Source organism: Burkholderia perseverans (assembly GCF_022870505.1).
Lineage (GTDB): Bacteria > Pseudomonadota > Gammaproteobacteria > Burkholderiales > Burkholderiaceae > Burkholderia > Burkholderia plantarii.
Genome location: NZ_CP045094.1, coordinates 419,882 through 446,113, shown reverse-complemented (window position 1 = coordinate 446,113; position 26,232 = coordinate 419,882). Strand labels below are relative to the sequence as shown.

Annotated in this window: 23 protein-coding genes; 13 read left to right on the top strand and 10 right to left on the bottom strand. The window is 69.6% G+C overall.

Annotation, left to right across the window (positions count from 1 at the left end):
* Window positions 1-72: 72 nt before the first annotated feature.
* The 5 genes from prfA to BpN12_RS16550 all read left to right on the top strand — a co-directional run bounded on the left by prfA (window position 73) and on the right by BpN12_RS16550 (window position 4,107).
* A complete protein-coding gene (gene prfA / locus BpN12_RS16570; RefSeq protein ID WP_246796594.1) occupies window positions 73-1,155 on the top strand; it encodes a peptide chain release factor 1 in 1,083 nt (360 codons plus the stop codon).
* Between the two features lie 19 nt (window positions 1,156-1,174).
* On the top strand, window positions 1,175-2,023 hold the full coding sequence (gene prmC / locus BpN12_RS16565; protein ID WP_246796593.1) for a peptide chain release factor N(5)-glutamine methyltransferase: 849 nt from the start codon (window positions 1,175-1,177) through the stop codon (window positions 2,021-2,023).
* 172 nt (window positions 2,024-2,195) lie between these two features.
* Window positions 2,196-2,507 carry a Grx4 family monothiol glutaredoxin gene (grxD, locus tag BpN12_RS16560; RefSeq protein WP_198250445.1) on the top strand — a complete coding sequence of 104 codons (312 nt, stop codon included), beginning with the start codon at window positions 2,196-2,198 and terminating at the stop codon, window positions 2,505-2,507.
* A gap of 7 nt (window positions 2,508-2,514) precedes the next feature.
* Entirely contained in the window at window positions 2,515-3,111 is a 597-nt protein-coding gene (locus BpN12_RS16555) for a UbiX family flavin prenyltransferase (RefSeq protein WP_246796592.1), read from the top strand.
* Window positions 3,112-3,315: 204 nt separating this feature from the next.
* Entirely contained in the window at window positions 3,316-4,107 is a 792-nt protein-coding gene (locus tag BpN12_RS16550) for a DODA-type extradiol aromatic ring-opening family dioxygenase (RefSeq protein WP_246796591.1), read from the top strand.
* Window positions 4,108-4,222: 115 nt separating this feature from the next.
* Here the strand turns inward: BpN12_RS16550 and BpN12_RS16545 are convergent, their stop codons facing one another.
* Complete coding sequence (locus BpN12_RS16545) at window positions 4,223-5,821, bottom strand: APC family permease (RefSeq protein ID WP_246796590.1); 1,599 nt, start codon at window positions 5,819-5,821, stop codon at window positions 4,223-4,225.
* A 434-nt stretch (window positions 5,822-6,255) separates the two neighbouring features.
* On the opposite strand from BpN12_RS16545, the gene BpN12_RS16540 reads away from it, so the two are divergent.
* Window positions 6,256-6,459 carry a cold-shock protein gene (locus tag BpN12_RS16540; protein ID WP_012734504.1) on the top strand — a complete coding sequence of 68 codons (204 nt, stop codon included), beginning with the start codon at window positions 6,256-6,258 and terminating at the stop codon, window positions 6,457-6,459.
* A 228-nt stretch (window positions 6,460-6,687) separates the two neighbouring features.
* Here BpN12_RS16540 and BpN12_RS16535 read toward each other — a convergent pair whose 3' ends face one another.
* The 3 genes from BpN12_RS16535 to BpN12_RS16525 form a co-directional block, all read right to left on the bottom strand.
* On the bottom strand, window positions 6,688-7,947 hold the full coding sequence (locus BpN12_RS16535; RefSeq protein ID WP_246796589.1) for an Hsp70 family protein: 1,260 nt from the start codon (window positions 7,945-7,947) through the stop codon (window positions 6,688-6,690).
* Window positions 7,948-8,238: 291 nt separating this feature from the next.
* Window positions 8,239-8,841, bottom strand: coding sequence for a nitroreductase family protein (locus BpN12_RS16530; RefSeq protein ID WP_246796588.1), 603 nt, complete (start codon window positions 8,839-8,841; stop codon window positions 8,239-8,241).
* A gap of 219 nt (window positions 8,842-9,060) precedes the next feature.
* Window positions 9,061-10,344 (bottom strand): MFS transporter, encoded by a 1,284-nt coding sequence (locus tag BpN12_RS16525; RefSeq protein ID WP_246796587.1) that lies wholly within the window; start codon window positions 10,342-10,344, stop codon window positions 9,061-9,063.
* A gap of 168 nt (window positions 10,345-10,512) precedes the next feature.
* Here BpN12_RS16525 and BpN12_RS16520 point away from each other — a divergent pair, with 168 nt between their 5' ends.
* Window positions 10,513-11,127, top strand: a complete 615-nt coding sequence (locus tag BpN12_RS16520; RefSeq protein WP_246796586.1) for a TetR/AcrR family transcriptional regulator — start codon at window positions 10,513-10,515, stop codon at window positions 11,125-11,127.
* Between the two features lie 169 nt (window positions 11,128-11,296).
* Window positions 11,297-11,872: a DUF1415 domain-containing protein gene (locus tag BpN12_RS16515; RefSeq protein ID WP_246796585.1), complete on the top strand. Its 576-nt coding sequence runs from the start codon at window positions 11,297-11,299 to the stop codon at window positions 11,870-11,872.
* Window positions 11,873-12,177: 305 nt separating this feature from the next.
* Here the strand turns inward: BpN12_RS16515 and BpN12_RS16510 are convergent, their stop codons facing one another.
* The 4 genes from BpN12_RS16510 to BpN12_RS16495 form a co-directional block, all read right to left on the bottom strand.
* Entirely contained in the window at window positions 12,178-13,041 is an 864-nt protein-coding gene (locus tag BpN12_RS16510; RefSeq protein ID WP_246796584.1) for a class I SAM-dependent methyltransferase, read from the bottom strand.
* A 211-nt stretch (window positions 13,042-13,252) separates the two neighbouring features.
* A complete protein-coding gene (locus BpN12_RS16505; protein WP_246796583.1) occupies window positions 13,253-14,392 on the bottom strand; it encodes a methyltransferase in 1,140 nt (379 codons plus the stop codon).
* Window positions 14,393-14,612: 220 nt separating this feature from the next.
* The gene (locus BpN12_RS16500) at window positions 14,613-15,092 is read right to left on the bottom strand and encodes an LEA/WHy family protein (protein WP_246796582.1); all 480 of its coding nucleotides are present in this window, start codon (window positions 15,090-15,092) and stop codon (window positions 14,613-14,615) included.
* Window positions 15,093-15,223: 131 nt separating this feature from the next.
* Window positions 15,224-16,147, bottom strand: coding sequence for a LysR family transcriptional regulator (locus BpN12_RS16495; protein WP_246796581.1), 924 nt, complete (start codon window positions 16,145-16,147; stop codon window positions 15,224-15,226).
* Window positions 16,148-16,313: 166 nt separating this feature from the next.
* Between BpN12_RS16495 and BpN12_RS16490 the strand changes: the two genes are divergently transcribed.
* Together BpN12_RS16490 and BpN12_RS16485 are read left to right on the top strand one after the other, a co-directional pair.
* Window positions 16,314-17,291 (top strand): quinone oxidoreductase family protein, encoded by a 978-nt coding sequence (locus BpN12_RS16490; protein WP_246796580.1) that lies wholly within the window; start codon window positions 16,314-16,316, stop codon window positions 17,289-17,291.
* Between the two features lie 32 nt (window positions 17,292-17,323).
* A complete protein-coding gene (locus BpN12_RS16485) occupies window positions 17,324-17,476 on the top strand; it encodes a DUF1427 family protein (protein ID WP_246796579.1) in 153 nt (50 codons plus the stop codon).
* A gap of 100 nt (window positions 17,477-17,576) precedes the next feature.
* On the opposite strand, the gene BpN12_RS16480 is transcribed toward BpN12_RS16485, so the two are convergent.
* Together BpN12_RS16480 and BpN12_RS16475 are read right to left on the bottom strand one after the other, a co-directional pair.
* On the bottom strand, window positions 17,577-18,608 hold the full coding sequence (locus tag BpN12_RS16480; RefSeq protein ID WP_246796578.1) for a transporter: 1,032 nt from the start codon (window positions 18,606-18,608) through the stop codon (window positions 17,577-17,579).
* Window positions 18,609-19,074: 466 nt separating this feature from the next.
* Window positions 19,075-20,112, bottom strand: coding sequence for a phage tail protein (locus tag BpN12_RS16475; protein WP_246796577.1), 1,038 nt, complete (start codon window positions 20,110-20,112; stop codon window positions 19,075-19,077).
* A gap of 123 nt (window positions 20,113-20,235) precedes the next feature.
* Between BpN12_RS16475 and BpN12_RS16470 the strand changes: the two genes are divergently transcribed.
* The 3 genes from BpN12_RS16470 (at window position 20,236) to tagF (ending at window position 26,232) form a co-directional block, all read left to right on the top strand.
* On the top strand, window positions 20,236-21,087 hold the full coding sequence (locus BpN12_RS16470) for a M15 family metallopeptidase (protein WP_246796576.1): 852 nt from the start codon (window positions 20,236-20,238) through the stop codon (window positions 21,085-21,087).
* Window positions 21,088-21,361: 274 nt separating this feature from the next.
* Complete coding sequence (gene tssM, locus BpN12_RS16465; RefSeq protein WP_246796575.1) at window positions 21,362-25,243, top strand: type VI secretion system membrane subunit TssM; 3,882 nt, start codon at window positions 21,362-21,364, stop codon at window positions 25,241-25,243.
* Entirely contained in the window at window positions 25,240-26,232 is a 993-nt protein-coding gene (gene tagF / locus BpN12_RS16460) for a type VI secretion system-associated protein TagF (RefSeq protein ID WP_246796574.1), read from the top strand. The genes tssM and tagF overlap by 4 nt, the downstream gene beginning before the upstream one ends.

Genomic DNA, 26,232 nt, shown 5'->3' with positions numbered 1-26,232 from the left:
GCGCCCTCGGCCATCGGCCGGTCCCCGCCTTTTCTCCTTTCGATTCCTCGCCCGGGAGCGTCGCTCCACATCATGAAAACGAGCATGCAAAGCAAGCTCGACCAGCTCTCCAGCCGGCTGGTCGAACTGAACGAACTGCTGAGCCGCGAAAACGTCACCGCCGACCTCGACCAATACCGCAAGCTCACGCGCGAACACGCCGAAATCGGCCCGGTGGTCGAACAGTACGCGCAATGGCGCCTCGCGCGCGGCGACGAAGCCACCGCGCAGGAACTGCTCGGCGACGCCTCGATGCGCGACTTCGCCGAGGAGGAGATCGGCGAGGCGCGCGAGCGGATGGCGCGGCTCGAGGCCGAGCTGCAGACCATGCTGCTGCCGAAGGATCCGAACGACGACCGCAACATCTTCGTCGAAATCCGCGCGGGCACCGGCGGCGACGAGTCGGCGCTGTTCGCGGGCGACCTGCTGCGCATGTACCTGCGCTACGCGGAGCGCCAGCGCTGGCAGGTGGAGATGATGTCGGAGAGCGGCTCGGATCTCGGCGGCTACAAGGAAGTGATCGTGCGCATCGCGGGCCACGGCGCCTACTCGCGACTCAAGTTCGAATCGGGCGGCCACCGCGTGCAGCGCGTACCGGCCACCGAGACGCAGGGCCGGATCCACACCTCGGCCTGCACGGTCGCGGTGATGCCCGAGGCCGACGAGATCGCCGAGGTCGAGATCAACCCGGCCGACCTGCGCATCGACACGTTCCGCGCCTCCGGCGCGGGCGGCCAGCACATCAACAAGACCGATTCGGCGGTGCGCGTCACCCACCTGCCGACCGGCATCGTGGTGGAGTGCCAGGACGACCGCTCGCAGCACAAGAACAAGGATCGCGCGCTGAAGGTGCTGGCCGCGCGCATCAAGGACAAGCAGTATCACGAGCAGCACGCCAAGGAAGCGGCCACGCGCAAGAGCCTGATCGGCTCGGGCGACCGCTCGGAGCGGATCCGCACCTACAACTTCCCGCAGGGCCGCATGACCGACCATCGCATCAACCTGACGCTGTACCGGCTCGAGGCGATCATGGACGGCGACCTCGACGAGCTGATCGCCTCGCTCGCGAGCGAGCACCAGGCCGAACTGCTCGCCTCGCTCGGCGAAGCGGACTGACGCGGGCGGCACCATCGTCATGAAGGCCTCCCCCGCCACCGCGGCCGACCTGCTGCGCGCCAGCCCGCTCGACGCCGTCGACGCGCGCATCCTGCTCGCGCATGCGCTCGGCTGGAGCCGCACCCAGCTGATCACGCGCGCCGACGCGCCGCTCGAAGCGGCCGCCGCCGAGCGCTATCTCGCGCTCGAGGCGCGGCGCGTGGCCGGAGAACCGGTCGCGCAGCTGGTCGGTTCGCGCGAATTCTTCGGGCTCGCGTTCGAGGTCACGCCCGAGGTGCTGATCCCGCGCCCAGAGACCGAGCTGCTGGTCGAGGCCGCGCTCGACGCGCTCGACGGCATCGCCGCGCCGGCCGTGCTCGATCTCGGCACCGGCAGCGGCGCGGTGGCCATCGCGATCGCCGACGGGCGGCCCGACGCGCGCGTCACCGCGCTCGACCGCTCGGCCGCCGCGCTCGCCGTGGCGCGCCGCAACGCCGCGCGGCTGCTCGACGGCGGCCGCCCCGGCGGCGCCGTGGCGTTGCTCGAAAGCGACTGGTACGCCGCGCTCGATCCCGCGGCACGCTTTCATGCCATCGTCAGCAACCCGCCCTACATCGCGCGGCACGATCCGCATCTCGACGAAGGCGACCTGCGCTTCGAACCGCGCGGCGCGCTGACCGACGAGGCCGACGGCCTCGCCGCGATCCGCGTGATCGTGGCCGGCGCCGGCGCGTTCCTGCTGCCGCGCGGCGAACTCTGGATCGAGCACGGCTACGACCAGGCCGAGGCCGTGCGCGAGCTGCTGTCGCAAGCCGGCTTCGACGAGGTGGCGTCGCTCGCCGACCTGGCCTCGATCGAGCGCACCACGGGCGGCCGGCTGCCCGGCTGACCGGCAAGCCCAGAACGGGGCCGCGCGCCGCGCCGGAAACGGCCGGACCCGGCGCCGTTCAGCAGCCTTCAGCCCCATTCGGCCCCATGACCGGCCCGCGCCGCCCCCCGGTCGGCCCGGCCGAAATCCAGTATCATTTCCGTTCTCACGCCCCGCACCAGCAAGGTTCATCATGGATACCCAACAACGCATCAAGCAAATCGTCGACGAAAACGCGGTCGTCCTCTTCATGAAGGGCACCGCCCAGTTTCCGATGTGCGGCTTTTCGGGCCGCGCGATCCAGGTCCTGAAGGCCTGTGGCGTCGACCAGATCAAGACCGTCAACGTGCTCGAGGACGACGAGATCCGCCAGGGCATCAAGTCCTTCTCGAACTGGCCGACCATCCCGCAGCTCTACGTGAACGGCGAGTTCGTCGGTGGTTCGGACATCATGATGGAGATGTACCAGTCGGGCGAACTGCAGCAACTGTTCGCCGCGGCCTGAGCGCCCGATGCCGGTACGCCCGGTGCCGCCGCGGCGCCTGATCGTCGCGATCACCGGCGCCACCGGCGCGATCTACGGGGTCCGCCTGCTCGAGCTGCTGCGCGCGGCGGGCGGCATCGAAACCCACCTGCTCGTGTCGGCCGCCGGCTGGCTCAACATCCAGCACGAACTGAAGCTGTCGAAGGACGAGGTCAATGCGCGGGCCGACGTCGTCCATGCGGTGCGCGACGTCGGCGCCAGCATCGCCTCGGGATCGTTCGCGACCGACGGCATGGTGATCGCGCCGTGCTCGATGAAGACGCTCGCCAGCGTCGCGCACGGGCTCTCGGACAATCTCGTCGCGCGCGCGGCCGACGTCACGCTCAAGGAGCGGCGCCGGCTCGTGCTGATGGTGCGCGAGACGCCGTTCAATCTCGCCCACCTGCGCAACATGACCGCCGTCACCGAGATGGGCGGCGTGATCTTCCCGCCGCTGCCGGCGTTCTATGCCCTGCCCGCCTCGATCGACGAACTCGTCGACCATAGCGTCACGCGCGTGATCGACATGTTCGGCCTCGGCGCGGCACGCACGGCGCCCTGGACCGGCCTGTCCGACGCCGGCTGAGCCGCGCGCCTGGCTTTACTTTATCGGACGTCCGTCCGGTTCATCCCCCTGCGCACCGCGCGCCGTCTCCGGCCATCGCTTCGACACGGCATCGCCGTCGCTCGATTGCCAACCATCAAGAATCAATCAAATCCTTCCGCGCCGATTTATCAAAAGACCGCGAACACCTATAGTCGACGCCAATACGATTCCCGGTCCCCCGCCATGAACCGCCTTCCCTCGCTCTACCTGTCCCACGGCGCGCCGACGCTGCCGATCGATCCGTCGCTGCCGGCCCCGGCCTTCGCGCAGCTGGGCGCCGAGCTGCCGCGCCCGCGCGCGGTGCTGATGCTGTCGGCGCACTGGTGTACGCTCGCACCGGCCGCCAGCGTCGCGACGCGGCCCGAGACGATCCACGATTTCCACGGCTTCCCGCGCGCGCTCTACGCGCTGCGCTATCCGGCGCCCGGCGCGCCCGAGCTGGCCCGCCAGGCGGCGGCGCTGCTCGGCGAGGCCGGCATCGCCACCGCCACCACCGAATACGGCCTCGATCACGGCGCCTGGGTGCCGATGCTGCTGATGTTCCCCGACGCCGACATTCCCGTCGCGCAGCTGTCGATCCAGCCGCGCTCGGACGCCGCGCACCACTTCCGGGTCGGCCGCGCGCTGCGTTCGCTGCGCGACGAGGGCGTGATGGTGATCGGCTCCGGCCAGATCACGCACAACCTGCGCGAGGCCGATTTCGGCGCGACGCCGGCCGATGCCGACCCGCGCGTCGACGAGTTCACGGACTGGTTCGAGGAACGGCTCGCGCGGCGCGACATCGATGCGCTGCTCGACTATCGCCGCCAGGCGCCGCACGCGGTGCGCATGCATCCGACCGACGAGCACCTGCTGCCGGTGTTCGCGGCGCTCGGCGCGGCCGACGACGACTACCGGCTCGGCATCCAGGCGCTCGGCACCTACCAGCGCGTGCTGGCGATGACGAACTACGTGTTCGCGCCCGGCGCGGCCTGAGCGCCCGCGCGGCAGCAGCGCCGCAACCTGAAAAAAAGCCCGCCCGGCATGACCCGGGCGGGCTTTTTCCTTGCCGCCGCGCCGCGCCTATTGGCGGGGGCGGCGAACCCGGCGCTTACGCGCCGATGTTGTCGAGGATCTCGTCGTGCGACTCGCGCTCTTCCAGATACTGCGTGCGATAGCCGGTGTTGACGCCCCAGAAGTAGAAGCCGAGGGAAATCAGCGCGACGATCAGCATGTCCCAGCCGTAGGGCAGCACGCCCGAGCCACCGAACTGCTTGCTGCCGATCAGCGACAGGATCGCCATCACCGGCAGGTAGGCCACCAGCCACCAGGCGGCCTTCAGGTCGCTGCCCCAGCCGCTCCAGCCCGACTTCGCCTGGAAGTAGAAGTACACCGGCAGCGCGACGACCATCAGCAGGATGATCTCGCCCGTCAGCGGCCACTTCGCCCAGTACAGGATCAGCGAGGCGCAGACGAACGCGAACGGCGCAATCAGCTTCATGCCCGGGATCGACAGCGGGCGCTTGAGGTCCTGGGCCGAACGGCGCAGCGCCATCAGGCTGATCGGACCCGTCAGGTACGAGATCACGGTAGCCACCGAGATCACGGCCGCCAGCGAGCTCCAGCCGCGGAAGAAGAACAGGAACACGAACGACACGAACAGGTTGAACCACATCGCGTTGCGCGGCACGCCGTAGAGCGGGTGAACCGTGCCGAACATCTTCGGCATCGTGTTGTTGCGCTCCATCGCGTAGATCATCCGCGTGGTGGTGGCCATGTAGGTCGTGCCGGTGCCGCTCGGGCTGATGAACGCGTCCACGTAGAGCAGGACCGCGAGCCAGTTCAGGTTCAGCGCGATCGCCAGTTCCGCGAACGGCGAGGCGAAGTTGAACTGCTTCCAGCCCTTCGCGACGTCGGCCGGATCGACCGCGCCGATGTAGGCGACCTGCAGCAGCACGTAGATCACGAGCGCGATCAGGATCGAGGTGATCACCGCGAACGGCACGCTGCGCGCCGGGTTGCGGGCCTCACCGGCGAGGTTCACCGGGCTCTGGAAGCCGTTGAACGCGAACACGATGCCGCTGGTGGCCACCGCGGTCAGCACCGCCGACCAGCCATACGGCGCGAACGTGTCGCTGGTGGTCATGCCGAGGTTGTCCGAGTGGAAGCTCGTCAGCAGCAGGCCGAGGATCGTCAGGCCCGGGATCAGGAACTTGAACACCGTGATCGCCGAGTTGGCGCGCGCGAACAGCTTCACGCCCCAGTAGTTCAGCATGAAGTAGATGACCACGAGCACCGCCGACAGCAGCAGCCCCGGTGTCGTCAACGAGCCGTCCACGAACAGGCTGTGCGCCCACTGGTACGGCCAGGTGCTCATGTACTGGATCGATGCCTCGGCCTCGATCGGGATCACCGAGACGATCGCGATCCAGTTCGCCCAGGCGCTGATGAAGCCGACCAGCGAACCGTGCGAGTAGCGCGCGTAGCGCACCATGCCGCCCGACTCGGGGAACATCGCGCCGAGTTCCGCGTAGGTGAGCGCGATCGCCAGGATCACGACCGCGCCGATGATCCACGCGCAGATGGCGGCGGGGCCCGCGATTTTCGCGGCTTTCCATGCCCCGAAAAGCCAGCCGGATCCGATGATCGATCCGAGACCCGTCAGCATGAGCGCGATCGGGCCAATGTTCCGTTGAATAGAACTGTTCACAACCTCTCCTATGTCTCTCAAAAAGCCTTGTCCTGGCGAAGTCGAAGATCGTTCGGCTCCGCCGCGCCGGCATATTTGGGTGGCAGGGTTGCCCGGTCCAGGACAACCCTGCCGTGCGGCGCGTAGTGTACTCGGTTGCACCTCGCGCTTGTCGGCAAAATCATTCGCCCCCTACAAAAAAATGGACGCGCCAGCAAGCTTTGTAAGCGTGATGCGTGGAATTTGTCGGGGTTTCCCTAGGAAATCCGGTTTCAAGGTTGACCGCGGGGGCAATTGGACGTATAACGGCCGAGCAGGATTTCAAGTGGCGAGTGAATAGGTACTTTCGTAGTTCGCCCATCAACGGTACTCCGGTCGGCCCCATTACCCCCTTCCTTGATTTTCATGCACCTCCCGGGCGTTTCGCCCTGTCTCACCATTTTTAGGAACAAGTTATGGCAACCGGCACCGTCAAGTGGTTCAACGACGCTAAGGGTTTTGGCTTCATCACGCCGGAAGGCGGCGGCGACGATCTGTTCGCGCACTTCTCGGAAATCCGTGTCGACGGTTTCAAGACGCTGCAAGAGAACCAGAAGGTCGAGTTCGAAGTGAAGACCGGCCCGAAGGGTCTGCAAGCAGCGAACATCAAGCCGCTGTAAGTTCGCGCGATATCTTCGCCTGAATGAGAAACCCCGCTTCGGCGGGGTTTTCGTTTTCTGCGCGCCGTTTTCGCATCGGCCGGCATTTGTTCCGAAATCGATTCGCGGGTTCGCGCCGCGCGGGCGGAAACCGGCCGCACGCAGGTGGGGCCGACATGGGCGTGACATGAAAGCGGCCGCACATGGCGGCCGCATGGCTTCCCGCGATGGTCGCGGTGGTCGCCGGCCTCAGCCGAACAGCCGCCGCGCGTGGATGCCGAGCCCGGTCGCCACGCTCGCGAGCCGGTCGCCGAACACCGGCTCGGCGTCGGGAAACGCGGCCGCCAGCGCGCCCGACAGGAACGCCAGGCCGGTCGAGCCGCCCGTGAAGTAAAGCGCGCCGACCTCGCGCGGCGCGATGCCGGCCAGCCGCACCGTCTCGCGCGCGGCCTCGACGATGCGCGCCGTGTCGTCCACGCTGGCCTCGATCAGGCGCGCCGCGTCGAACGCGATCTGCAGGTCCTCTTCCACGTCGTTCAGGTCGATCATGGTCTGGCCGCCCGCCGCCACGCCGATCTTCGCCTCCTCGGCGCGCGCGGTCAGCGCATGGCCGAGGCGCTGGTCGACCACGCGCACCAGCCGGTCGAACTGGCGCGTATCCACGTACAGGTGCTTCATCAGCTTCAGCTCGGCCAGCCGCTTGGGCGTGTAGACCGTGTTGATCAGGTGCCAGGTGGCCAGGTCGAAATAGATCCGGTTCGGCAGCTCGCGCCCTTCCGGGTCGAGCGAGCGGTAGCCGAACGCGGGCAGGATCGAGGCCAGCTCGACGCGGCGGTCGTAGTCGGTGCCGGCGACGTGGACGCCGTGATGAGCCAGCACGTCGTCCTTGCGTTCGAGCCGCGCCATGCGCTCGGGGCCGACGCGCACCAGCGAGAAGTCCGAGGTACCGCCGCCGATGTCGGCCACCAGCACCAGCGACTCGGCCGACAGCCGCGACTCGTAGTCGAACGCGGCCGCGATCGGCTCGTACTGGAAACACACCTCCTTCAACCCCACCGAACGCGCGGCCGCGGCGAGCTGCTGCTCGGCCAGCCGGTCGGCGCGCGGATCGTCGTCGACGAAGAACACCGGCCGGCCCAGCACCGCGCGCTCGATCGCGCCGCCCGCGCACGCCTGCGCCTTGCGCGTCAGATGCTGCATGAAGATCGCGATCACCTCGGTGTAGGCGATGCCGCTGCCGTCGCCGAGGTCGGTGGTGGTCTCCGCGAGCGGCGAGCCGAGGATGCTCTTCATCGAGCGCATCAGCCGGCCGTCGAACCCGTCGATGTAGGACGCGAGCGCGGTGCGGCCGAACTCGCGCGAACCTTCGTCGTTGTTGAAGAAGATCGCGGTGGGCAGGGTCCGGTGATCGCCCTCGACGGGCGCGAGCCGCATCGCCCCCGGGTTGCCCGGGTCCGGCAACGCGACGGCCGAATTGGAGGTGCCGAAATCGATCGCGCAATAAGTCATGGGGAGAGGTCGCCGACTGGGCGGGCGCGAAGCGGAAAGGGGGGCTTTTTTATCACAGAAGCGCGGACCGCTACAACGGGGCCGGCGCACGAGAAATACGGGGACGGGTCTGCCCGGCGGCCGGTGGCCGCGTGCGGGCGGCCGCGGCGGGGGAGGAAAACCGGCGCCGAACGGGCGATTGCGCCGTGACGTATCGGGCGCGGACCCGGCCGCACCGACAGTGCCGCGCCGGACGCTGGCCGACAGGTACGCACGCGCCGCCCGGCGAACGGCCGTGCGCGGCCGGCCTGCTCAGCGCCCCGCGAACGGCACCTTCCAGCCGCCCTGATAGACCACCTCGCCGATCGCATGGCGCGTGCGCGGCGCGCGTTCGCGGTCGCGCAGCACGGGATCGAGCTTCTCGGCGTCGCCGTAGTGGCCGAGCGAGATCATCGCGACGATCTCCACGTCGGCCGGCACCGCGAACGCCTCGCGGAACGCCTTCGGATCGAAGCCGCTCATCTGGTGCGCGGCCAGGCCCAGCGCATGCGCCTGCAGCACCAGCGACATCCCCGCCGCGCCGGCGTCGTAGAGCGCCGTGCTGCTCGGCTCGCCCTTCGAGGTCAGCGTGTGCGCGGTCACGGCGATCAGCACCGGCGCCGGCGCGTTCCAGCCCTGGTTGAACGGCACCAGCGTGGCGAACGCCTTCTTGAACGCGGCCTCGTCGCGCGAGCGGTCGAACACGACGAAGCGCCACGGCTGCGCGTTGTAGGCGGACGGCGCCCAGCGCGCGGCCTCGAGCACCGCGTGCAGGTGTTCGCCGCTGATCGGCTGGTCGGAATAGGCGCGCGGACTCCAGCGGCCGGCAATCAATTCGTGAATCGACACGGCGGTGGGTGCAAGGTTGACGGACATGCGTGGCCTCGTAGGTCGAAAAAGGGCTCTAGCCCCGGAGAACCGCCAGCATACCCGTTCGCTGCCCCCGGCGTGTGACGCGCGGCGGCCTTGCCCGCCGTGCCGCGCGCGGCGTCGGGAAGGCCCGCCCGTGGCCGCTCGCGGGTGTCCGGCGGGGCGGGGCGGAGCGGATTGGATGTCAGCGCGCCGCCGGCAATCGCCCGGCCCGGCCCGGCGGACTCAGGCCGCCTGCGGCACCGCCCGCGCGCGGCCGCGCTTGATGCGCAGCACGATCACCGCGCCGACGATGCAGAGGCCGCCCGAGATCATCGAGGCGAGCGTGTAGGTGCCGAGGCTCGCGCGCAGCAGCCCCGCGCCGAGCGTCGCGAACGCGGCGCCGAGCTGGTGGCCGGCGACGATCCAGCCGAACACGATCGGCGCGCGCTCCTTGCCCCAGATGTCTGTGGCGAGGCGCACGGTGGGCGGCACGGTGGCGATCCAGTCGAGCCCGTAGAACACCGCGAACAGCGGCAGCCCGAAGAAGTCGATGCCGAACGCGTGCGGCAGGTAGATCAGCGACAGCCCGCGCAACCCGTAGTACCAGAACAGCAGCACGCGGCTGTCGTAGCGGTCCGAGAGCCAGCCCGACAGCGTCGTGCCGATCAGGTCGAACACGCCCATCGCGGCGAGCAGCGAGGCGCCCTGCACCTCGCTCATGCCGTAGTCGCTGCACATCGCGATCAGGTGCGAGCCGATGTAGCCGTTGGTGCTCGCGCCGCAGATGAAGAAGCTGAAGAACAGCAGCCAGAAGTCGCGCTTGCGGGCCGCGTCGAACAGCGCGTTGAACGCCGTGGCGAGCGGGTTCTGCTTCGCGGCGTCGGGCGCGCGCGGCGCGTCGTCGGGCTCGCCGTAGGGGCGCAGCTGCACGTCGGCCGGGCCCTCCGGCAGCAGGAAGATCACGAGCGGCACCACCACCGCGAGCGCCACCGCCACCACCAGCACCACCGGCCGCCAGCCATGGTGCTGCGCGATCGCCGCCAGCATCGGCAGGAACACCAGCTGCCCGGTGGCCGAGCTGGCCGTCAGCATGCCCATCACGAGCCCGCGCCGCGCCACGAACCAGCGGTTCACGAAGGTGGCCGACAGCGTCAGCGCGGCCACGCCGGTGGCGCTGCCCACCATCACGCCCCAGATCAGCACCATCTGCCAGGTGGCCGTCATCATCGACGACAGCGCCACGCCCGCGCCCATCATCACCAGCGCGACGAGCACCGTCGGCCGCAGCCCGAAGCGCTGCATCGCGGCCGCCGCGAACGGCCCGGTCAGGCCGTACAGCGCGATGTTGATCGAGATCGCGAGCGAGATCGTCGCGCGACTCCAGCCGAGTTCGTGCTCGAGCGGCACCATCAATACGCTCGGCGTGGCGCGCGTGCCGGCGGCCGCGAGCAGGACCAGGAACACGACCGCCGCCGCGATCCAGCCATAGTGGAAGCGCCCCCGGGCGCCCGCTGCCATCCAGTTCATTCCCCGCACTCCCGTTGCGGCCGCGGCGCGCCCGGCATGCCGCCGGCCCCCGGCCATTGGTGACGACCCCGGACGTTACCGTTCGGTCACAAGAGCTTGCGATCGTAGTGACCGACCAGTAACATGTCAAGCATCGTCAAAATTGACCCCAAGCCGTCGAGGTGATTGATGTCTGCTTCCTCCTCCAAACCCGCGCCGGCGCGCCGTTCGCCGACCGCCGGCGCGGACGCGCACACGCTGCTGCTCGACGCGGCCGAGGCGCTGTTCTATCAGGAAGGGGTGCGCGCGGTCGGCGTGGACGCGGTGGTCGAGCGCGCCGGCGTGAACAAGATGAGCCTGTACCGGCAGTTCGCGTCGAAGGACGAGCTCGTGCTCGCCTATCTCGAACGCAAGAAGGCCAGCTACTTCCACCGCTTCGACGCCGCCGCCGCGCGCCTGCCCGGCGATGCGAAGGCGCAGCTGCTGCAGCTCGTCGACGATCTGGCGCGGCGCGCGCGGCAGCCGACCTACCGCGGCTGCCCGTTCATCAACGTCGCCGTGGAGTTTCCCGATGCCGCGCATCCGGCGCGCGCGTCGGTGGCCGAGAACAAGCAGGAGCTGATGCAGCGGCTGGTCGCGCTCGCGACCGAAGCCGGCGCGCGCGACCCGAAACTGCTGGCCGACGGGCTCGCGCTGGTGGTGGAAGGGATCTACGCGGCCAGTCAGACCTATCGCGACGAACACAGCCCGATCGGCGGCGCGCCGCGCGTGGTGCGGATGATGATCGACGCGGCATGCGCCTGAGATTCCTGAGCGGCTGAATCCGGGCCGCGTGTCGGGCCGCATCGGGCCGGGTTCGCGCTTCCCCCTTCATCTGCGGCGGCGGGCGTGCTCACGCGCCGCGCGCGGGCGAGGCACGTCGCGCCGGCGCGCCCGCTACAATGCCGGTCGCCGCATTGCCGCCGCCTCGACCATGAACGATCCCCATCAAGACATCCTCGCCGCCACGCGCCACTGGCTCACGCGCGCCGTGATCGGCCTGAACCTGTGCCCGTTCGCGAAAAGCGTCCATGTGAAGGGACAGGTGCGCTACGTCGTCAGCGAGGCGGCCTCGCTCGAGGACGCGCTCGACGATCTCGAACGCGAGTTGCGCGCGCTCGACGCGGCCGACCCGGAAGCGATCGACACCACGCTGCTGATCTATCCGCGCGCGTTCGCCGGGTTCGACGATTTCAACGACGCGCTCCATTTCGCCGACCGCCTGCTGCGCCAGTTGCGGCTCGAAGGCACGCTGCAGATCGCGAGCTTCCATCCGCACTACCAGTTCGACGGCACCGACGCCGACGACATCGAGAACTACACGAACCGCGCGCCCTACCCGATCCTGCATCTGCTGCGCGAGGCCAGCATCGATCGCGCGGTGGAGGCGTTTCCGGACGCGGCCGACATCTACGAGCGCAATCAGGCGACGCTGCGGCGGCTCGGCCACGACGGCTGGCGCGACTGGATCGCGGGCGGCGAACGCGGGCCGGAGAAAGGCGGAGATTGACCGAAGGCCGGCGGCGCGGCTGTTGGGCGGTTCGGCGGGAGTCAGCCTGCGTGACGGCCGGGGACGGCGGGCGCCGGAGATGCGGGCCGCAGGCGAGGCAGGCGAGATGGACTCGCGGCGTCCGGGGCGGTTCGGCGGTTCGGCGGTTCGGCGGTTCGGCGGTTCGGCGGTTCGGCGGCCGAATCATCGTCCGACTTAAGGGACGAATCGCGGCCCGCTTCGTTGACCGGATCGTCGTTCGATCCAGCGGCCGCGCCAACGCCCCCCCCCGATGCGGGCGCCCCCAAGCAGGCGCCGCGCGCCACTCAGGCGTTCGTCCCGGCCGCTTCCCCCGTCGCCTCGGGCGCGAAGAAGCGCTCGTTCAGCTCGGCCAGCCCGAACATCGCGAGGATCTCGCCCAGGCGCTCGCCCGGCTTGCGGCGCGGCAGGTTCTTGTACTGCGCGATGATCAGCTCGTTCTTCATCGAGTGCTCCCACCCGACCAGCTCCGTCACGCTGACCTGATAGCCGTGCGCCTCCAGCTGCAGGCAGCGCAGCACGTTGGTGATCTGGCTGCCGAACTCGCGCGTGTGCAGCGGATGGCGCCAGACCTCGGTCAGCGCGCTGGCCAGCGACTTGCCCTTGTTCCGGCGCAGCACGCCGGCCACCTCGGCCTGGCAGCACGGCACCAGCACGATGTGCCGCGCGCGCTTGGCCAGCGCGAAGCGGATCGCGTCGTCGGTGGCGGTGTCGCAGGCGTGCAGCGCGGTCACCACGTCGACGGTCCCGGGCAGCTTCGGCGAACGGATCGAATCGGCCACCGACAGGTTCTCGAACGACATCGCGCCGAAACCGAGCCGCGCGGCCAGCGCGGTCGAGCGCTCGACCAGCTCCTCGCGCGTCTCGATGCCGTAGATGTGCGAGTCCGCCGCCGGGCGCGACTTGAAGAACAGGTCGTAGAGGATGAAGCCGAGATAGGACTTGCCGGCGCCGTGGTCGACCAGCGTCACGCCGCCGCGATCGGCGGCGACGTTCTCGAGCAGCGGCTCGATGAACTGATAGAGGTGATAGACCTGCTTCAGCTTGCGGCGGCTGTCCTGGTTCAGCTTGCCGTCGCGCGTCAGGATATGCAGCTCCTTGAGCAGCTCGACCGATTGCTCGGGACGGACTTCGTAGGTCTTGTTCGACATCGTGCGGACGGCCGGCGCCGCACCGGGGAAACCGGCGCGACGGCGGCGGAAAACGGGTGGAATGACGAGAGTTTACCGAAAATCGCGGCGGTGGCCCGGGCGCGGTGCGAATCCGGCCGGAACGGCCCGGGGGCGGGCGGCCCAGATGCGGCGTCGGCGAACGGCGGCGCGGCTTCAATACCGCCGCGAACGCCGCGCTTCAGACGCTTGCTCAAGCCGCTATTTCGCGCGCGCCGAGCCGCCACAGCGAGGTGAGTTCGGCCGAACGGGCGCGGTGCAGCGGATCGTCGGCGTCGGCGGACTTCGGATGGACCGGCCGGACGTCGTCGCGGCCCAGCACCACGAGGCCGGCCGCCTCGATCCAGCCGAGCAGCGTCTCGCGCGTGCGCAGCCCCAGGTGTTCGGCGAAATCGGACAGCACGAGCCAGCCCTCGCCGCCCGGCGTCAGATGCGCGGCGAGCCCGGCGAGGAAGCCCTTCAACATCCGGCTGTCCGGATCGTAGACCGCGTATTCGATCGGCGAACCCGGCCGCGCCGGCACCCAGGGCGGATTGCAGACCACCAGCGGCGCGCGGCCGGCCGGGAACAGGTCGGCGCGCTGCAGCTCGACGCGTGCGCCGTAGCCGAGCCGTTCGAGATTCTCGGCCGCGCAGGCCAGCGCGCGCGGGTCCTGGTCGGTGGCCACCACGCGCTCGACGCCGCGCCCGGCCAGCACCGCCGCGAGCACGCCGGTGCCGGTCCCGATGTCGAACGCGAGCGTCGCGGCCGGCAGCGGCGCGCGCGCGACCAGCTCGATGTATTCGCCGCGCACCGGCGAGAACACGCCGTAGTGCGGGTGGATGCGCGCGCCGAGCGCGGGAATCTCCACGCCCTTCTTGCGCCATTCGTGGGCGCCGATCAGGCCGAGCAACTCGCGCAGCGAGGCGACCGACGGCGCGCCGCCCGCGCCGTAGGCTTCGATGCAGGCCTCGCGCAGGTCGGGCGCGCGGCGCAGCGCGATCGAATGATCGGCTTCGAGCGGGATCAGCAGCATGCCGAGCGTGCGCGCGCGCTGCGACTGGGCGAGCCGGTGCAGGTTGAACGCGTCCGTCGGGCTAGCCGCGTCCTTCTTCTTCGCGCGCCGGTCGATGCGCCGCGCGAGCGCCTGCAGCAGCTGGCGCGCGTTCTGGAAGTCGCCCTGCCAGATCAGCGCCGTGCCTTCGCAGGCGAGCCGGTACGCGGCGTCGGCCGTGGTCGTGTCGTCGGCGATCACGACGCGCTTCGGCGGCGGCGAGCCGGCCTCGGAGCGCCAGCGCAGCACACGTTCGACGCCGTTCGCGTCGTGGAATTGAAGGGTCGGATAATCGGTCACGGCAACTCGGAAAGGACGGCAGACATCGGAAACGGAAACGCCGCCCTGACGGCGGCAGGCCGCGATTATCCCCCGCGACGCGGGTGGACCCAAGCGGCAATCTCGCGCGACGGCGCGCGCGGCCTCGCTCGATGGGTTTTAGCACAGCGGCGCGGGCCTGTCGGGATGGGAACGGTCACGCGGTCGCGCCGCCTGCTTCGATACGCGCCGAGCGACGTGCTCAGTAGGCGCCGCCGGACGCGGCCGGCAGGCTCAGCGAGCCGGCATCGGTAAAACGCACGCCGCCGAACACGCCGGCCTGCAGCTTGCCGCTCAGGCGGTACGGAATGCGCCCCGCCGCCGCCGCGTCGGCGAAACCGAACGCCTGCCGCGCGGCCGCGAACGCCGTCACCGTGATCGGCACGCCGATCACCACCTCGCCGAAACGCGGCACGACCCCGCGCGCATCGCTGACGCCGCTCGCGAACGCGCGACCGTTCAGTTCGAGATCGAGCGCGAGGCCGTCGTAGTCGATCGGCGTGCCGTTCGGATTCTGCACGCGCAGCTTCAGCTCGAAGCGCATCTCCAGACCCTGCCCCGCGAGCGGCGTCAGCCCCACCACGCCGACCCGCACCGGATCGCGGCCAAGCACGGCGCAGCCACCGGTCAGGAACGGCAGGCTGCCGAATACGAGCAAACGGACGGCGGCGCGGCGCTGCATCGGCATTCCTCCGGGGCGGGGATCAGGGGGCGACAACGCGAGACATGCGCGGCCGCGAATCGCGGTCGCGCATGCGGACTGGACCGCGCGGCCGTCGCGTAGTTCCTGGACGATGCGCCGCCGGGCGCCGCTCACCCCGCCTCCCGCTCCCAAGGCGGCTGCGCGAACCACTCGCGCAGGAACTCGACGAGCGCGAGCGTGCGCGCGGCGCCGCCCGCCTGCTGGCGCAGCAGGTGGATCGTCGCGTCCTCCAGCACGGGCGCCGCGCCGGCGATGCCGAGGGCGACCAGCGAACCGTCGGCGAGCGCCGCGCCGGCCAGCCAGGTCGGCAGATGGGCGATGCCGAGCCCCTCGACGGCGGCCGCCAGCAGCGCCTCCGAATGGTTGCTGCGAAAGCGCGGCGCGTCGGGCGCATGGCGATGCTTGCCGAAGCGCCACGCACCGGGCGGCGGCGAGCCGTGCCAGGCGAGGCAGTCGTGGCGCGCGAGCGCGTCGAGCGACGCCGGCGTGCCGCGCGCGGCCAGATAGGCCGGGCTCGCGCACAGCACGCGCCGCTGCGGCGCGAGCAGCGTCGCGACGAAACGCGTGGCCGCCACCGGGCCGATCCGCAGCGCCAGATCGACGTCGGTGCCGAGCCGCTCGCCGGGCAGGTCCACCATGCTGTCGGTCAGCACCAGCTCGACCACGATCGCCGCGTGGCGCCGCATGAACGCGGCCACGGCCGGCATCAGGTGCAGCCGCCCGAACGGCGCCGGACAATCGATCCGCACCAGCCCGCCCGGCTCGTCGCGCTGCCGGTGCAGCTCGGCATGCAGCCCGCGGATGCCGGCCAGCAGCGCCTTGGCGCGGTCGTACAGCAGCTGCCCGGCCTCGGTCGGCCGCACCGCGTGGGTGGTCCGGTGCAGCACGCGCACGCCGAGCTGCGCTTCCAGCTGATCGATGCGCCGCGAGACCGACGAAGCGGCCACGTCGTGGCGCCGCGCGGCGGCCGAGAAACTCTGCAGTTCGACGACGTCGACGAACACGGCCAGATGCGGAGAGAGAACGGATTCCATGGGGCGGGTGAGCGGCGCAAACGGAAGGGAAACGAACGACACACGGCGGGCTGCAGGACACGCTTATGCATTTTTCGCAAAGCGATGATGCGCCTTTGCATATTTCCGCGTCAACAGCGCCTGCCTAGACTGCCTCCATTCCCTCATCGAACCCAGGAGCCCCGCCATGCAACGCATCGTCCTCGCCACCGCCGCCCGCGACATCGACTCGCTCGTCGCGCCGATCCAAGATGACCCGTCGCCCGTCACGCACGACGGCCAGCTGCTGATCGACGTCCACGCCGCCGGCGTCAACCCGAGCGACGTGAAGGCCGCGCTCGGCAACATGCCGCACGCCGTCTGGCCGCGCACGCCGGGCCGCGACTGGGCCGGCGTGGTGCGGCTCGGGCCGCCCGAGTGGATCGGCGCGCAGGTGTGGGGCTCGGGCGGCGAGCTTGGCATCCGCCGCGACGGCTCGCATGCGCAGCAGGTGCTGCTCGACGTCGCGCAGGTGCGCCGCAAGCCGGCCGCGCTGACGCTCGACGAAGCGGCCGGCGTGGGCGTGCCGTTCATCACGGCCTACGAAGGGCTGCGTCGCGCGGGCATGCCGCAAGCGGACGACGTGGTGCTGGTGTTCGGCGCGAACGGCAAGGTCGGGCAGGCCGCGATCCAGCTGGCCAGCGCACGCGGGGCACGCGTGATCGGCGTCGAGCGCGGCGCGGGCGGCTATCGCGGCCATGCGAGCGGCGCGGTGTCGATGATCGACGCGTCGGCCGGCGACGTCGCCGAGGCGGTGCGCGCGCTGACCGGCGGCCATGGCGCCGACGTGGTCTACAACACGGTGGGCAGCCCGTACTTCGCGGCGGCGAACGCGGCGATGGCGATTGGCGCGCGCCAGATCTTCATCTCGACGCTCGAGCGCAGCGTGCCGTTCGACATCTTCGCGTTCTATCGCGGCCAGCACACCTACGTGGGCGTCGATTCACTCGCGCTCGACGGCGCCGCCTGCGCGCGCATCCTCGACGAACTCGCGCCCGCGTTCGAGGCCGGCACGCTGCGGCCGTTCCCGATCACGGCCGACCACGTCTACCCGCTCGCGAATGCGCACGACGCCTATCGCGCGGTGCTCGGCGGCACGCGCGAACGCGTGCTGATCCGGCCGTGAGCGGCCCGGCGCGAAACGCGGGGAGCACGAAAATGATCGACTATGCGGTGTCGCTCGGCGTCGGTGCCGGCGTGGGGCTGTTGTACGGCATCCTGAACGTGCGCTCGCCGGCGCCGCCGCTCGTCGCGCTGGTGGGACTGCTCGGCATGGTGATCGGCGAGGCGGCGATCCGCTGGCTGCGTTGATCATGCGCGGCGCATGAAGCGTATCAGGCACCACGCACGCGCGGCAACGCGCGTCGCTAACCCTTGCCGATCGCCATCGCCGCTCGCCCGCCGTATCGCGCTAACGGTCGCCGCGCCGCCGGAACGCCCACCACGCGGCGAGCGCCGTGAACAGCGCGACGAACAGCACCATCAGCCAGAAGCCGTGCTTGTTCTCGGCGAGCGGCACGCCGCCCACGTTCATGCCGAAGAAGCCGGCGATGATGTTGATCGGCAGCGCGATCACGGTCACCAGCGTCAGCGTGAACAGCGTGCGGTTGTTCTGTTCGTCGAGGCGCGAGGTGATCTCTTCCTGCAGCAGCTTGATCCGCTCGACGAGCCCGGCCAGATCGGCCAGCACCAGCGAGAACTCTTCGGTCGATTCGCGCAGCTCCTGCACGTCGGCGCCGAGCAGCCACGCGGGCGGCTTGGCGAGCAGCCGGAAGATCGAGCCCGGCTCGGGCGCGAGCATGCGCTGCAGGCGCGTCATGGTCCGGCGCATCGAGCCGAGCTGGTCGCGGTTCGCGGTGGGGCGCTGCGACAGGAAGCGATCCTCGATGCGATCGACGTCCACGCTCGCGCGCCGCACGATGTGCTGCATCACGTCGGCCTGGTCGCGCAGCAGATGGATCAGCAGCTCGGTGGGCGAACGGAACCGCTCGCCCTGCCGCACGCTCTCGCGCAGCGTGTCGACCGAGCGCAGCGGCTTCAGGCGCGCGGTCACCATCATGCGGCGGTCGATGTAGACCCACAGCGTCGAGACCTCGGCGGCCTCCATGTCGAGGCTGAACATCACGTCGTTGACGACGGCGCGCAGCACGCCGTCCTGCTGCTCGATGCGCGTCGAGTGCGAACCCTCGCGCAGGAATTCGTAGAACGTCTCGGGCAGGCCGAGGTTGGCGCGCATCCAGCGCTCGCTCGCGCCGTGCGCGAGATTGAAGTGCAGCCACTGGAATTCGCGCGGCGCGTTGCTGCCGGCCACCTCCGGCTGCAGCAGCGCGCCGGTCTCGGCCGCATCGACCGGCACGCCGGCCGCGTCCGGCGCGAAGCGGAACGCGCAGACCATGCCGGACGTGTCGGCGCCGTAGGTGGGAATGATCATCTCTGGTTTCATCGACTGTCCTGCGAATCCTTGCCCTGCTCGTCCTGCCTTGCCATGCCGCTCGCGGCGCATCCCTGATATGTCGCCGATCCACATGTCACCGTGATGGCGCGTCACGCCATCGTCATCGTCGCGTCGCGCGGGGACGACGAGCGGGCCGTCGGCGCGGGCGGCCCGCGCCGGACTCCGGCCTCACCGGCCGTGCCCGCGAAAGCCCGCCGTAAGCGTGAGCGCGCGCCGGGCGGCACCGGCTTCGAAGCATAGCGAAAGATGCGGACAACCGCGAATGAATCCGCCGCGCGGCGCGCGCGAGCGGCCGCGCGCCTCATGCGGACGGCGGGAAGCAGACGACGTGGCGGGAAAACGGCGGCGGGAAAACGAAGGTGGAACCGGCGACCGCCGCAGCGGAAAACGGCGCGCCTCGCCATGAACCCGCCGGCGCGGCCGGCGCATTGCCGACCGCCAGGGGCGGGGTCGATCAGGGCTGGCGGTTCTGGTTCGCCGAACTCGGGCAGGCCGGGTCCTTGCCCCAGTGGCCGTCGCACACGCGCCAGCGGCACAGCTGGTCCTCGAAGAAGCCGCGCTGGCCACATTCCTTCACCCGCGCGGCGAGCGTGGTCTCGTTCGCGGCGACCTTCGTGACGGCGCCCTTCTTCGGCCTGGCCGACGGCGGCGGGCCGGGATCGGCCGGCTTGGTGCGCGCCACCAGCGCCGCGAGCAGGTCGGCGTCGGGATCGTCGCGGTGTGAATTCGCGGTGGCCGGATGGCGCTTCGCGGCCGCCTCGAGCTGGCGGTCGTGACGCTTCTTCGCGGCAAGCTCCTGCCGCTCCTGCTGCTTGTCCTGTTTCTCGCGCCTGGCTTCGGCCAGCTTCTCGGCCTTGGTCTTCGGCTTGTCGCTTACGGCGTCGTGCTTCGACGCGTCGGCCTTGCCGGCGACGGTGGCCGCCGCGACGGTCGCGGCCGCGCCGGCGCCCGCGAGGGCCGCGCCGCCGGCGGTGTTCGAATCGGTCGCGCCGTTGGCGAGCGCCTGCGACAGCCGGTTGGCGGGCGTGCCGCCCGCGCCCGAGGCGCCTGCATCGGCATCGGCCCTGGAGGGTTCGTCATTGACGATGGTCGCCGTCTGCGGCGTCGAGGCGGCCTGCGCGAGTTGCGCGTCGCTGGCCGACGCCGCCCCTGAAGCGGCATCGGAAGCTGCCGCAACGGCGGCCGGCGCGGACGCGGCCGAGGCCCCCGACACGGCGGAGGCCGACGCCGCCGCGGTGACGGTCGGCGCCGCGCCCTGATGCGCCTGAATGCGCCACGCGCCCCAACCGGCCACCGCCACGATCGCGAGCACGATCAGCGCGAGCGGTCCCTTGCGGGAGCGTGCAGGCGCGGCGCTTTCGGCACTCTGTTGCGGCGACACGCGCCCTTCGAGATTGGCGAGAATACGCGAAGCGTTCTGCCCGCCCTTCTGGCCCGGGTCAGAAAGCAGACTGGGTGGAGCTTTCCGATTTGAATCTTCCGGCGCACTCATTCAATGTCTCGTTGAATCCTGGTTTAATTCGCCGCAATAATATCGCCCGGCCGACTCGAAGCAGGCCTGATTCTAAGAGCAAGGCTTCTAAAAGACAATCGATTGTAAATTTCGGGGATTTCAGTGATTGCCGTCGTCCTGATCGCGTATTTCGCCATCGCCGTGCTGGCCGCTGCCTTGTTGTTATTGCCGGGCGTGCGGGCCGGCCTGTTCGGCTCAGTCGCGCAGTTTCACGGGAGATTAAGCCGGCGCGTTTCCGACCGCGCGCAGCGCACTCGCGGCCATATTCTTAAATCGGCAAAATTTTCGCAGAACTCTTTAAATGATCTGCAAAATTTACTGGCTCGGCGGCGCTTGCTGATTATTGGCGCGACAGGTATTCTTGCGACGCCTCCGTTGATCGCGATTGCGTTACGCGGTCGGCAATTATTCCAATACGACGACACCATACGCGTTCCCGACGAAAAGATCGCCGCGCTGCTGCAAGGCGAACAACTCGTCCCGCCGCTGCCGCTGCCGCCCGAAGTCTTCGCCACCCGCGAAGTCGAGCAGATCCGGCCCGCGCTGAAGGATGCGAGTCGCGACTGGAACTTGCTCGATCCGGATTTCCGCACGCGCTTGCTGCTCGTCTACAAGATCATGCACGAGCAGTACGGATACGAAATGGCGCTGCTCGAAGGCTATCGCAGTCCCGAACGGCAGAACCGGCTTGCCCAGATGGGCACGAACGTGACGAACGCGGCTGCGTACCAGAGCTATCACCAGTTCGGACTCGCGGCCGACAACGCGTTCCTGCGCGACGGCAAGCTGGTGATCTCCGAGAAGGACCCGTGGGCCATGCGCGGTTATCAGCTGTACGGTCAGGTCGCCGAACAGGTGGGCCTGACCTGGGGTGGCCGATGGAAGATGATGGACCTCGGACACGTCGAATTCCATAAACCCGGTTTCAAGCTGGGGCACCCGCCGCCGCAGTGACGGCGTCGCAAAACCTGAGGGCGGTATGGGGAAGATGAACCACAGCGCCGGCCGCCACGCCGGCCAGCCACACGCCGGGGGGCGCCGCGCCGCACGCGCGGCCGCCGCCCGTGCCCGCTCGCCTCGACCGCCGCAACCGGCCCGCGCCGCCCGCGCGCCGCGCCCCCACGATTCCACCGGATACGCAGCGTGACGTCATCAGCCGCCGTCATGCTGTCGGCGCGCCTGCGCCATCGCTTCGCCTCCTTGATTCGCACCGGAACCTGACCGTCCTATGCAACGCATCCTCAACGTGTTGACTCACCCGCGCACGCTCTCGATCCTCGGGTTCATCGCGCTCGCCGCGATCCTGTTCATCGCGGCGGACGCCCTGCAGATCAGCTTCGTGTGGCCGATCGCGATCCTCGCCGCGCTCGTCGTGCTGTGGCTGCTCGTGAAGCTGATCCGGCGGCTGCGGGTGCGGCGCGCGAACCGCAAGCTCGGCGACATGCTCGAGGAACAGGCGGAAGTCGACAACCAGGCGGCCACGGCCGCGCCGGTCGAGCCGGCCAAGCAGGCCGAACTCGACACGCTGCGCACGCGCCTCGTCGATACGGTCAAGACCATCAAGAGCTCGAAGATCGGCCAGGTCTCGGGCGGCTCGGCGCTCTACGAGCTGCCGTGGTACATCGTGATCGGCAACCCGGCGGCCGGCAAGAGCAGCGCCGTGATCAACTCGGGCCTGCAGTTCCCGTTCGCCGACAAGAACAGCGCCGTGATCCACGGCATCGGCGGCACCCGCAACTGCGACTGGTTCTTCACCACCGAAGGCATCCTGCTCGACACCGCGGGCCGCTACTCGGTGCATGAGGAAGACCGCAGCGAATGGCTCGGCTTCCTCGGCCTGCTCAAGAAGCACCGCCCGAAGGCGCCGATCAACGGCATCATCGTCACGGCCAGCATCGCCGAGCTGACCGGCAGCCGCCCCGAGTTCGCGATCAACCTCGCGAAGAACCTGCGCCAGCGCGTGCAGGAGCTGACCGAGAAGCTGGAAGTGTTCGCGCCGGTCTACGTGATGTTCACCAAGGCCGACCTGATCACCGGCTTCACCGAGTTCTTCAGCAGCAGCGACCGCGCCGAATACGACCGCGTGTGGGGCGCGACGCTGCCCTACGAGCCCGACGAGAAGCGCGACGTGGTGGCCCTGTTCGACGAGCGCTTCGAGGAACTCTACGACGGCCTCAAGGAGATCAGCGTCGCGCAGCTGTCGATCAGCCGCGGCAACATCCTCTCGCCGGGCCAGCTGAGCTTCCCGCTCGAATTCGCCTCGATCAAGCCGACCCTGCGCGCGTTCCTCGCCACGCTGTTCGAGAACAACCCGTTCCAGTACAAGCCGATCTTCCGCGGCTTCTACTTCACCAGCGCGCTGCAGGAAGGCGAGACCAACAGCGCCGCCGCGCAGCGCATCGCCACGCGCTTCGCGCTCGACGGCAGCGCGCTGCCCAAGCCGCACAGCGCGTTCTCGAAGAACGGCTTCTTCCTGCGCGACCTGTTCTCGAAGGTGATCTTCGAGGATCGCAAGACGGTGCGCCAGTTCGCGAGCCCGGCCAAGACGCGGATGCGCTACGCGACGTTCTTCGCGTTCGTCGCGGCGCTCGCGCTCGCGCTGGGCGGCTGGACCTGGTCCACGATCGGCAACCAGCAGCTGGTGGCCAACGTGCAGGCCGACCTCGACAACATCGCCAGGCTCGAACAGAACCGCAACGACCTGCAGTCGCGCCTGCAGGCGATGGACATCCTCGAGGACCGCATCGAGCAGCTCGAGCAGTTCCGCCACGACAAGCCGATCGCGGTCTCGCTCGGGCTCTACCAGGGCGACCGGCTCGAGGAACACCTGCTGACCGAGTACTACAACGGCGTGCGCCAGATCATGCTCGCGCCGGTGGCCGACAACCTCGCCTCGTTCCTGAAGGACGTCGACGCGCATCCGGACCAGCTCGCGCCGATGACGCGCACGCCCGAATCGGGCGCGGTGCCGGTCTCGGACAAGACCGCGCTGGCCAGCCGCGCGCAGGGCGGGCTCTACAACGACGCCTCGCCGACCAACGTCGAGGACGCCTACAACGCGCTGAAGACCTACCTGATGCTGTCCGACAAGCGGCACGTCGAGCAGGCCCACCTGACCGACCAGATCGCCCGCTTCTGGCGCGGCTGGCTGGAAACCAATCGCGGCAACATGCCCCGGGACGAGATGATCCGCAGCGCCGAGCGGATGATCACGTTCTACCTCTCGCGCGTGCAGGACAACGACTGGCCGATGATCGACGCGAACCTCGCGCTGGTCGACCAGACCCGCGAGAACCTGCGCCACGTGGTGCGCGGCATGCCGGCCCGCCAGCGCGTCTACGAGGAGATCAAGGCGCGCGCCTCGACGCGCTACGCGCCGATGACCGTCGCGCGCATCGTCGGCGACGACAACGCCTCGCTGGTGGCCGGCAGCTACGCGATCCCCGGCACCTTCACGCGCGACGCCTGGTTCGACTACGTGCAGCCGGCGATCCGGGACGCGGCCACCAAGGAGCTGCAGGCCAAGGACTGGGTGCTCAACACCGCCTCGCAGGACGACCTGACGCTGGAAGGCAGCCCCGAGCAGATCCAGAAGGTGCTGGTGGGCATGTACAAGACCGAGTACGCGCAGCACTGGCAGAAGTTCATGCAGGGCATCGCGGTGCAGAACTTCGGCAGCTTCGGGCAGGCCGTCGATTCGATGAACAAGCTCGGCGACCCGCAGGATTCGCCGATCCGCAAGATCCTCGAGACCGCCTACGAGCAGACCTCGTGGGACAACCCCTCGCTCGCCAGCGTGACGCTGAAGAAGGCGCAGACCGGCGTGGTGGGCTGGGTCAAGCAGTGGTTCTCGCGCCAGCGCGGCGGCCAGCTCGCGGCCAACATCGACATCAACGGCAATCCGGTGGACGTGCCGATGGGGCCGATCGGCCAGGAGTTCGTCGGGCTCGGCCGGATCGTGCAGACCCACGACGGCGGCCAGTCGATGCTGAAGGGCTACATGGACTCGCTCTCGAAGGTGCGCACGCGCTTCAACGTGATCAAGAACCAGGGCGACCCCGGCCCCGGCGCGCGCCAGCTGATGCAGCAGACGCTTGACGGCAGCGGCTCCGAGCTGGCCGATTCGCTGAAGTACGTGGACGAGCAGATGCTGACCGGCCTGACCGACTCGCAGCGCCGCTCGCTGCGCCCGCTGCTGGTGCGCCCGCTGATGCAGGCGTTCGCGGTGGTGATCCAGCCAGCCTCGGTGGAAGTCAACAAGGTGTGGAACGCGCAGGTCTACCAGCCGTTCCAGGCGTCGCTGGCGAGCAAGTATCCGTTCTCGCCGGGCGCCAAGGTCGAGGCCGCCGCCGCCGAGATCGCCCAGGTGTTCGGCCCGGACGGCTCGATCGCGAAGTTCGTCGGCACCACGCTCGGCCCGCTCGCGGTGCGCCGCGGCGACACGCTGACCGCGCGCACCTGGGGCGACATGGGCCTCGCGCTGACGCCGGAGTTCACCGGCGGCTTCGCGAACTGGGTCGCGCCGCTGGCGGGCGGGGCCGCCGCCAGCAGCGCCTCGTCCGAGCCGCAGACGGTGTTCCAGATCCTGCCGCAGCCGAGCAGCGGCACGACCGAGTACACCATCGCGATCGACGGCCAGCAGCTGCGCTACCGCAACACGCCGCCGCAGTGGACCAACTTCGTCTGGCCGAACCCGTCGGGCTCGCCGGGCGCCACGCTGACCGCGACCACCTTCGACGGCCGCACGCTGCAGCTCGTCAACGAGCCGGGCCGCTACGGGCTGGAGAAGCTGATCAACTCGGCGCAGCGCACGCGCCGCCCGGACGGCACCTTCGACCTGACCTGGACGCAGGGCAGCGTGAACGTGGCGGTGACGATGCGCATCATCAGCACCTCGCAGCCCTCGGGCGGCGGCAGCGGCGGCGGCGGCGACGCCCCGCAGCAGCAGAGCCTGCGCGGCATGCACCTGCCCTCGTCGGTGGCGAACACCAGCGCGAGCGGCGCCGTCAACGCGACGGCGCAGGCACCGGCCGGCACGTCCGGCGTGACACCGGCCGCGGCCGCCACGAGCACGGCCGCCAACGCATCGAACGCACAGGGGGCGCAATGACGCAAACGGTCCAGGCGCAGATCGCCTACTTCGGCAAGATCCCGTCGCGCGGCGATTTCGTGAAGAGCGCGCACAACCCGCAGCTGCTGCAGACGCTCGACAGCTGGATCGCGCAGGCCATGGAGCTACTGGCCGACGACCCGCGCTGGAAGATCGTCTACGAAAGCGCGCGGCCGATGCATTTCGCGTTCATCGGCACGCGCAGCAAGCTCGCGATCGCCGGCCACATGGTGGCGAGCCACGACGCCTCGAACCGGCGCTTCCCGTTCCTAGCCGCCACCGCGCTCGAGGTCGACCGGCCGCTCGCCTTCGTCGCGCGCAGCCCGCTCGCGTTCGCGCGGCTCTGGCAGCGCGCCGCCGCGCTGATGCGCCCGCTGCTCGGCCGCGATGAGCCGCCCGGCGCGCTGCAGGCGCTCGGCGACGCGCAGGTGCCGATCGACACCGGCGGCCCCGGCAGCGCGCACGACGGCACCTTCAACGATTTCGTCGAGCACCAGTCGCTGTTCGGGCTCGAGCAGATGCTGCTCGCCAGCGGCCATCCGGTGAAGCTGCGCGGCGCGATGCTGGCGCTCGGCTCGCTGCTGCGCCCTGTGATGCAGAGCGGCTCGTCGCACATCGAGCGCGGGCTCACGCTGCCGCTGCCGGTCGATCCGTTCTATCGCAGCCTGGTGGCCGCGTTCTGGATGGAGCTGATCGCGCCGTTCGTCTCGCAGGCCGATTTCGAGCTGGCGATCTTCATCGGCACCATCGCCGAGCGCGAGCGCCTGATCATCGGCTTCAACGGCGCCTCGGCGCGCACGCTGCACAGCGTGGTCGACCCGCAGACCTATTCGCAACACAACATCGACATCGACGACCCGGAATGGGTCGATGCCCATGCGCAACACGATCCCGCGACCAGCAAGCTCATCAGCTACCTCGAACAACCGCAACTGTCGCTGCGCGTGGCGATCGACACGTTCCGCGAAGCCTTCGTCGGAGGGGCCTGA

Coding starts and splice junctions, on each gene's coding strand:
- prfA (WP_246796594.1), top strand. CDS start 73: ATGAAAACGAGCATGCAAAGCAAGCTCGACCAGCTCTCCAGCCGGCTG.
- prmC (WP_246796593.1), top strand. CDS start 1,175: ATGAAGGCCTCCCCCGCCACCGCGGCCGACCTGCTGCGCGCCAGCCCG.
- grxD (WP_198250445.1), top strand. CDS start 2,196: ATGGATACCCAACAACGCATCAAGCAAATCGTCGACGAAAACGCGGTC.
- BpN12_RS16555 (WP_246796592.1), top strand. CDS start 2,515: ATGCCGGTACGCCCGGTGCCGCCGCGGCGCCTGATCGTCGCGATCACC.
- BpN12_RS16550 (WP_246796591.1), top strand. CDS start 3,316: ATGAACCGCCTTCCCTCGCTCTACCTGTCCCACGGCGCGCCGACGCTG.
- BpN12_RS16540 (WP_012734504.1), top strand. CDS start 6,256: ATGGCAACCGGCACCGTCAAGTGGTTCAACGACGCTAAGGGTTTTGGC.
- BpN12_RS16535 (WP_246796589.1), bottom strand. CDS start 7,947: ATGACTTATTGCGCGATCGATTTCGGCACCTCCAATTCGGCCGTCGCG.
- BpN12_RS16530 (WP_246796588.1), bottom strand. CDS start 8,841: ATGTCCGTCAACCTTGCACCCACCGCCGTGTCGATTCACGAATTGATT.
- BpN12_RS16525 (WP_246796587.1), bottom strand. CDS start 10,344: ATGAACTGGATGGCAGCGGGCGCCCGGGGGCGCTTCCACTATGGCTGG.
- BpN12_RS16520 (WP_246796586.1), top strand. CDS start 10,513: ATGTCTGCTTCCTCCTCCAAACCCGCGCCGGCGCGCCGTTCGCCGACC.
- BpN12_RS16515 (WP_246796585.1), top strand. CDS start 11,297: ATGAACGATCCCCATCAAGACATCCTCGCCGCCACGCGCCACTGGCTC.
- BpN12_RS16510 (WP_246796584.1), bottom strand. CDS start 13,041: ATGTCGAACAAGACCTACGAAGTCCGTCCCGAGCAATCGGTCGAGCTG.
- BpN12_RS16500 (WP_246796582.1), bottom strand. CDS start 15,092: ATGCAGCGCCGCGCCGCCGTCCGTTTGCTCGTATTCGGCAGCCTGCCG.
- BpN12_RS16495 (WP_246796581.1), bottom strand. CDS start 16,147: ATGGAATCCGTTCTCTCTCCGCATCTGGCCGTGTTCGTCGACGTCGTC.
- BpN12_RS16490 (WP_246796580.1), top strand. CDS start 16,314: ATGCAACGCATCGTCCTCGCCACCGCCGCCCGCGACATCGACTCGCTC.
- BpN12_RS16485 (WP_246796579.1), top strand. CDS start 17,324: ATGATCGACTATGCGGTGTCGCTCGGCGTCGGTGCCGGCGTGGGGCTG.
- BpN12_RS16480 (WP_246796578.1), bottom strand. CDS start 18,608: ATGAAACCAGAGATGATCATTCCCACCTACGGCGCCGACACGTCCGGC.
- BpN12_RS16475 (WP_246796577.1), bottom strand. CDS start 20,112: ATGAGTGCGCCGGAAGATTCAAATCGGAAAGCTCCACCCAGTCTGCTT.
- tssM (WP_246796575.1), top strand. CDS start 21,362: ATGCAACGCATCCTCAACGTGTTGACTCACCCGCGCACGCTCTCGATC.
- tagF (WP_246796574.1), top strand. CDS start 25,240: ATGACGCAAACGGTCCAGGCGCAGATCGCCTACTTCGGCAAGATCCCG.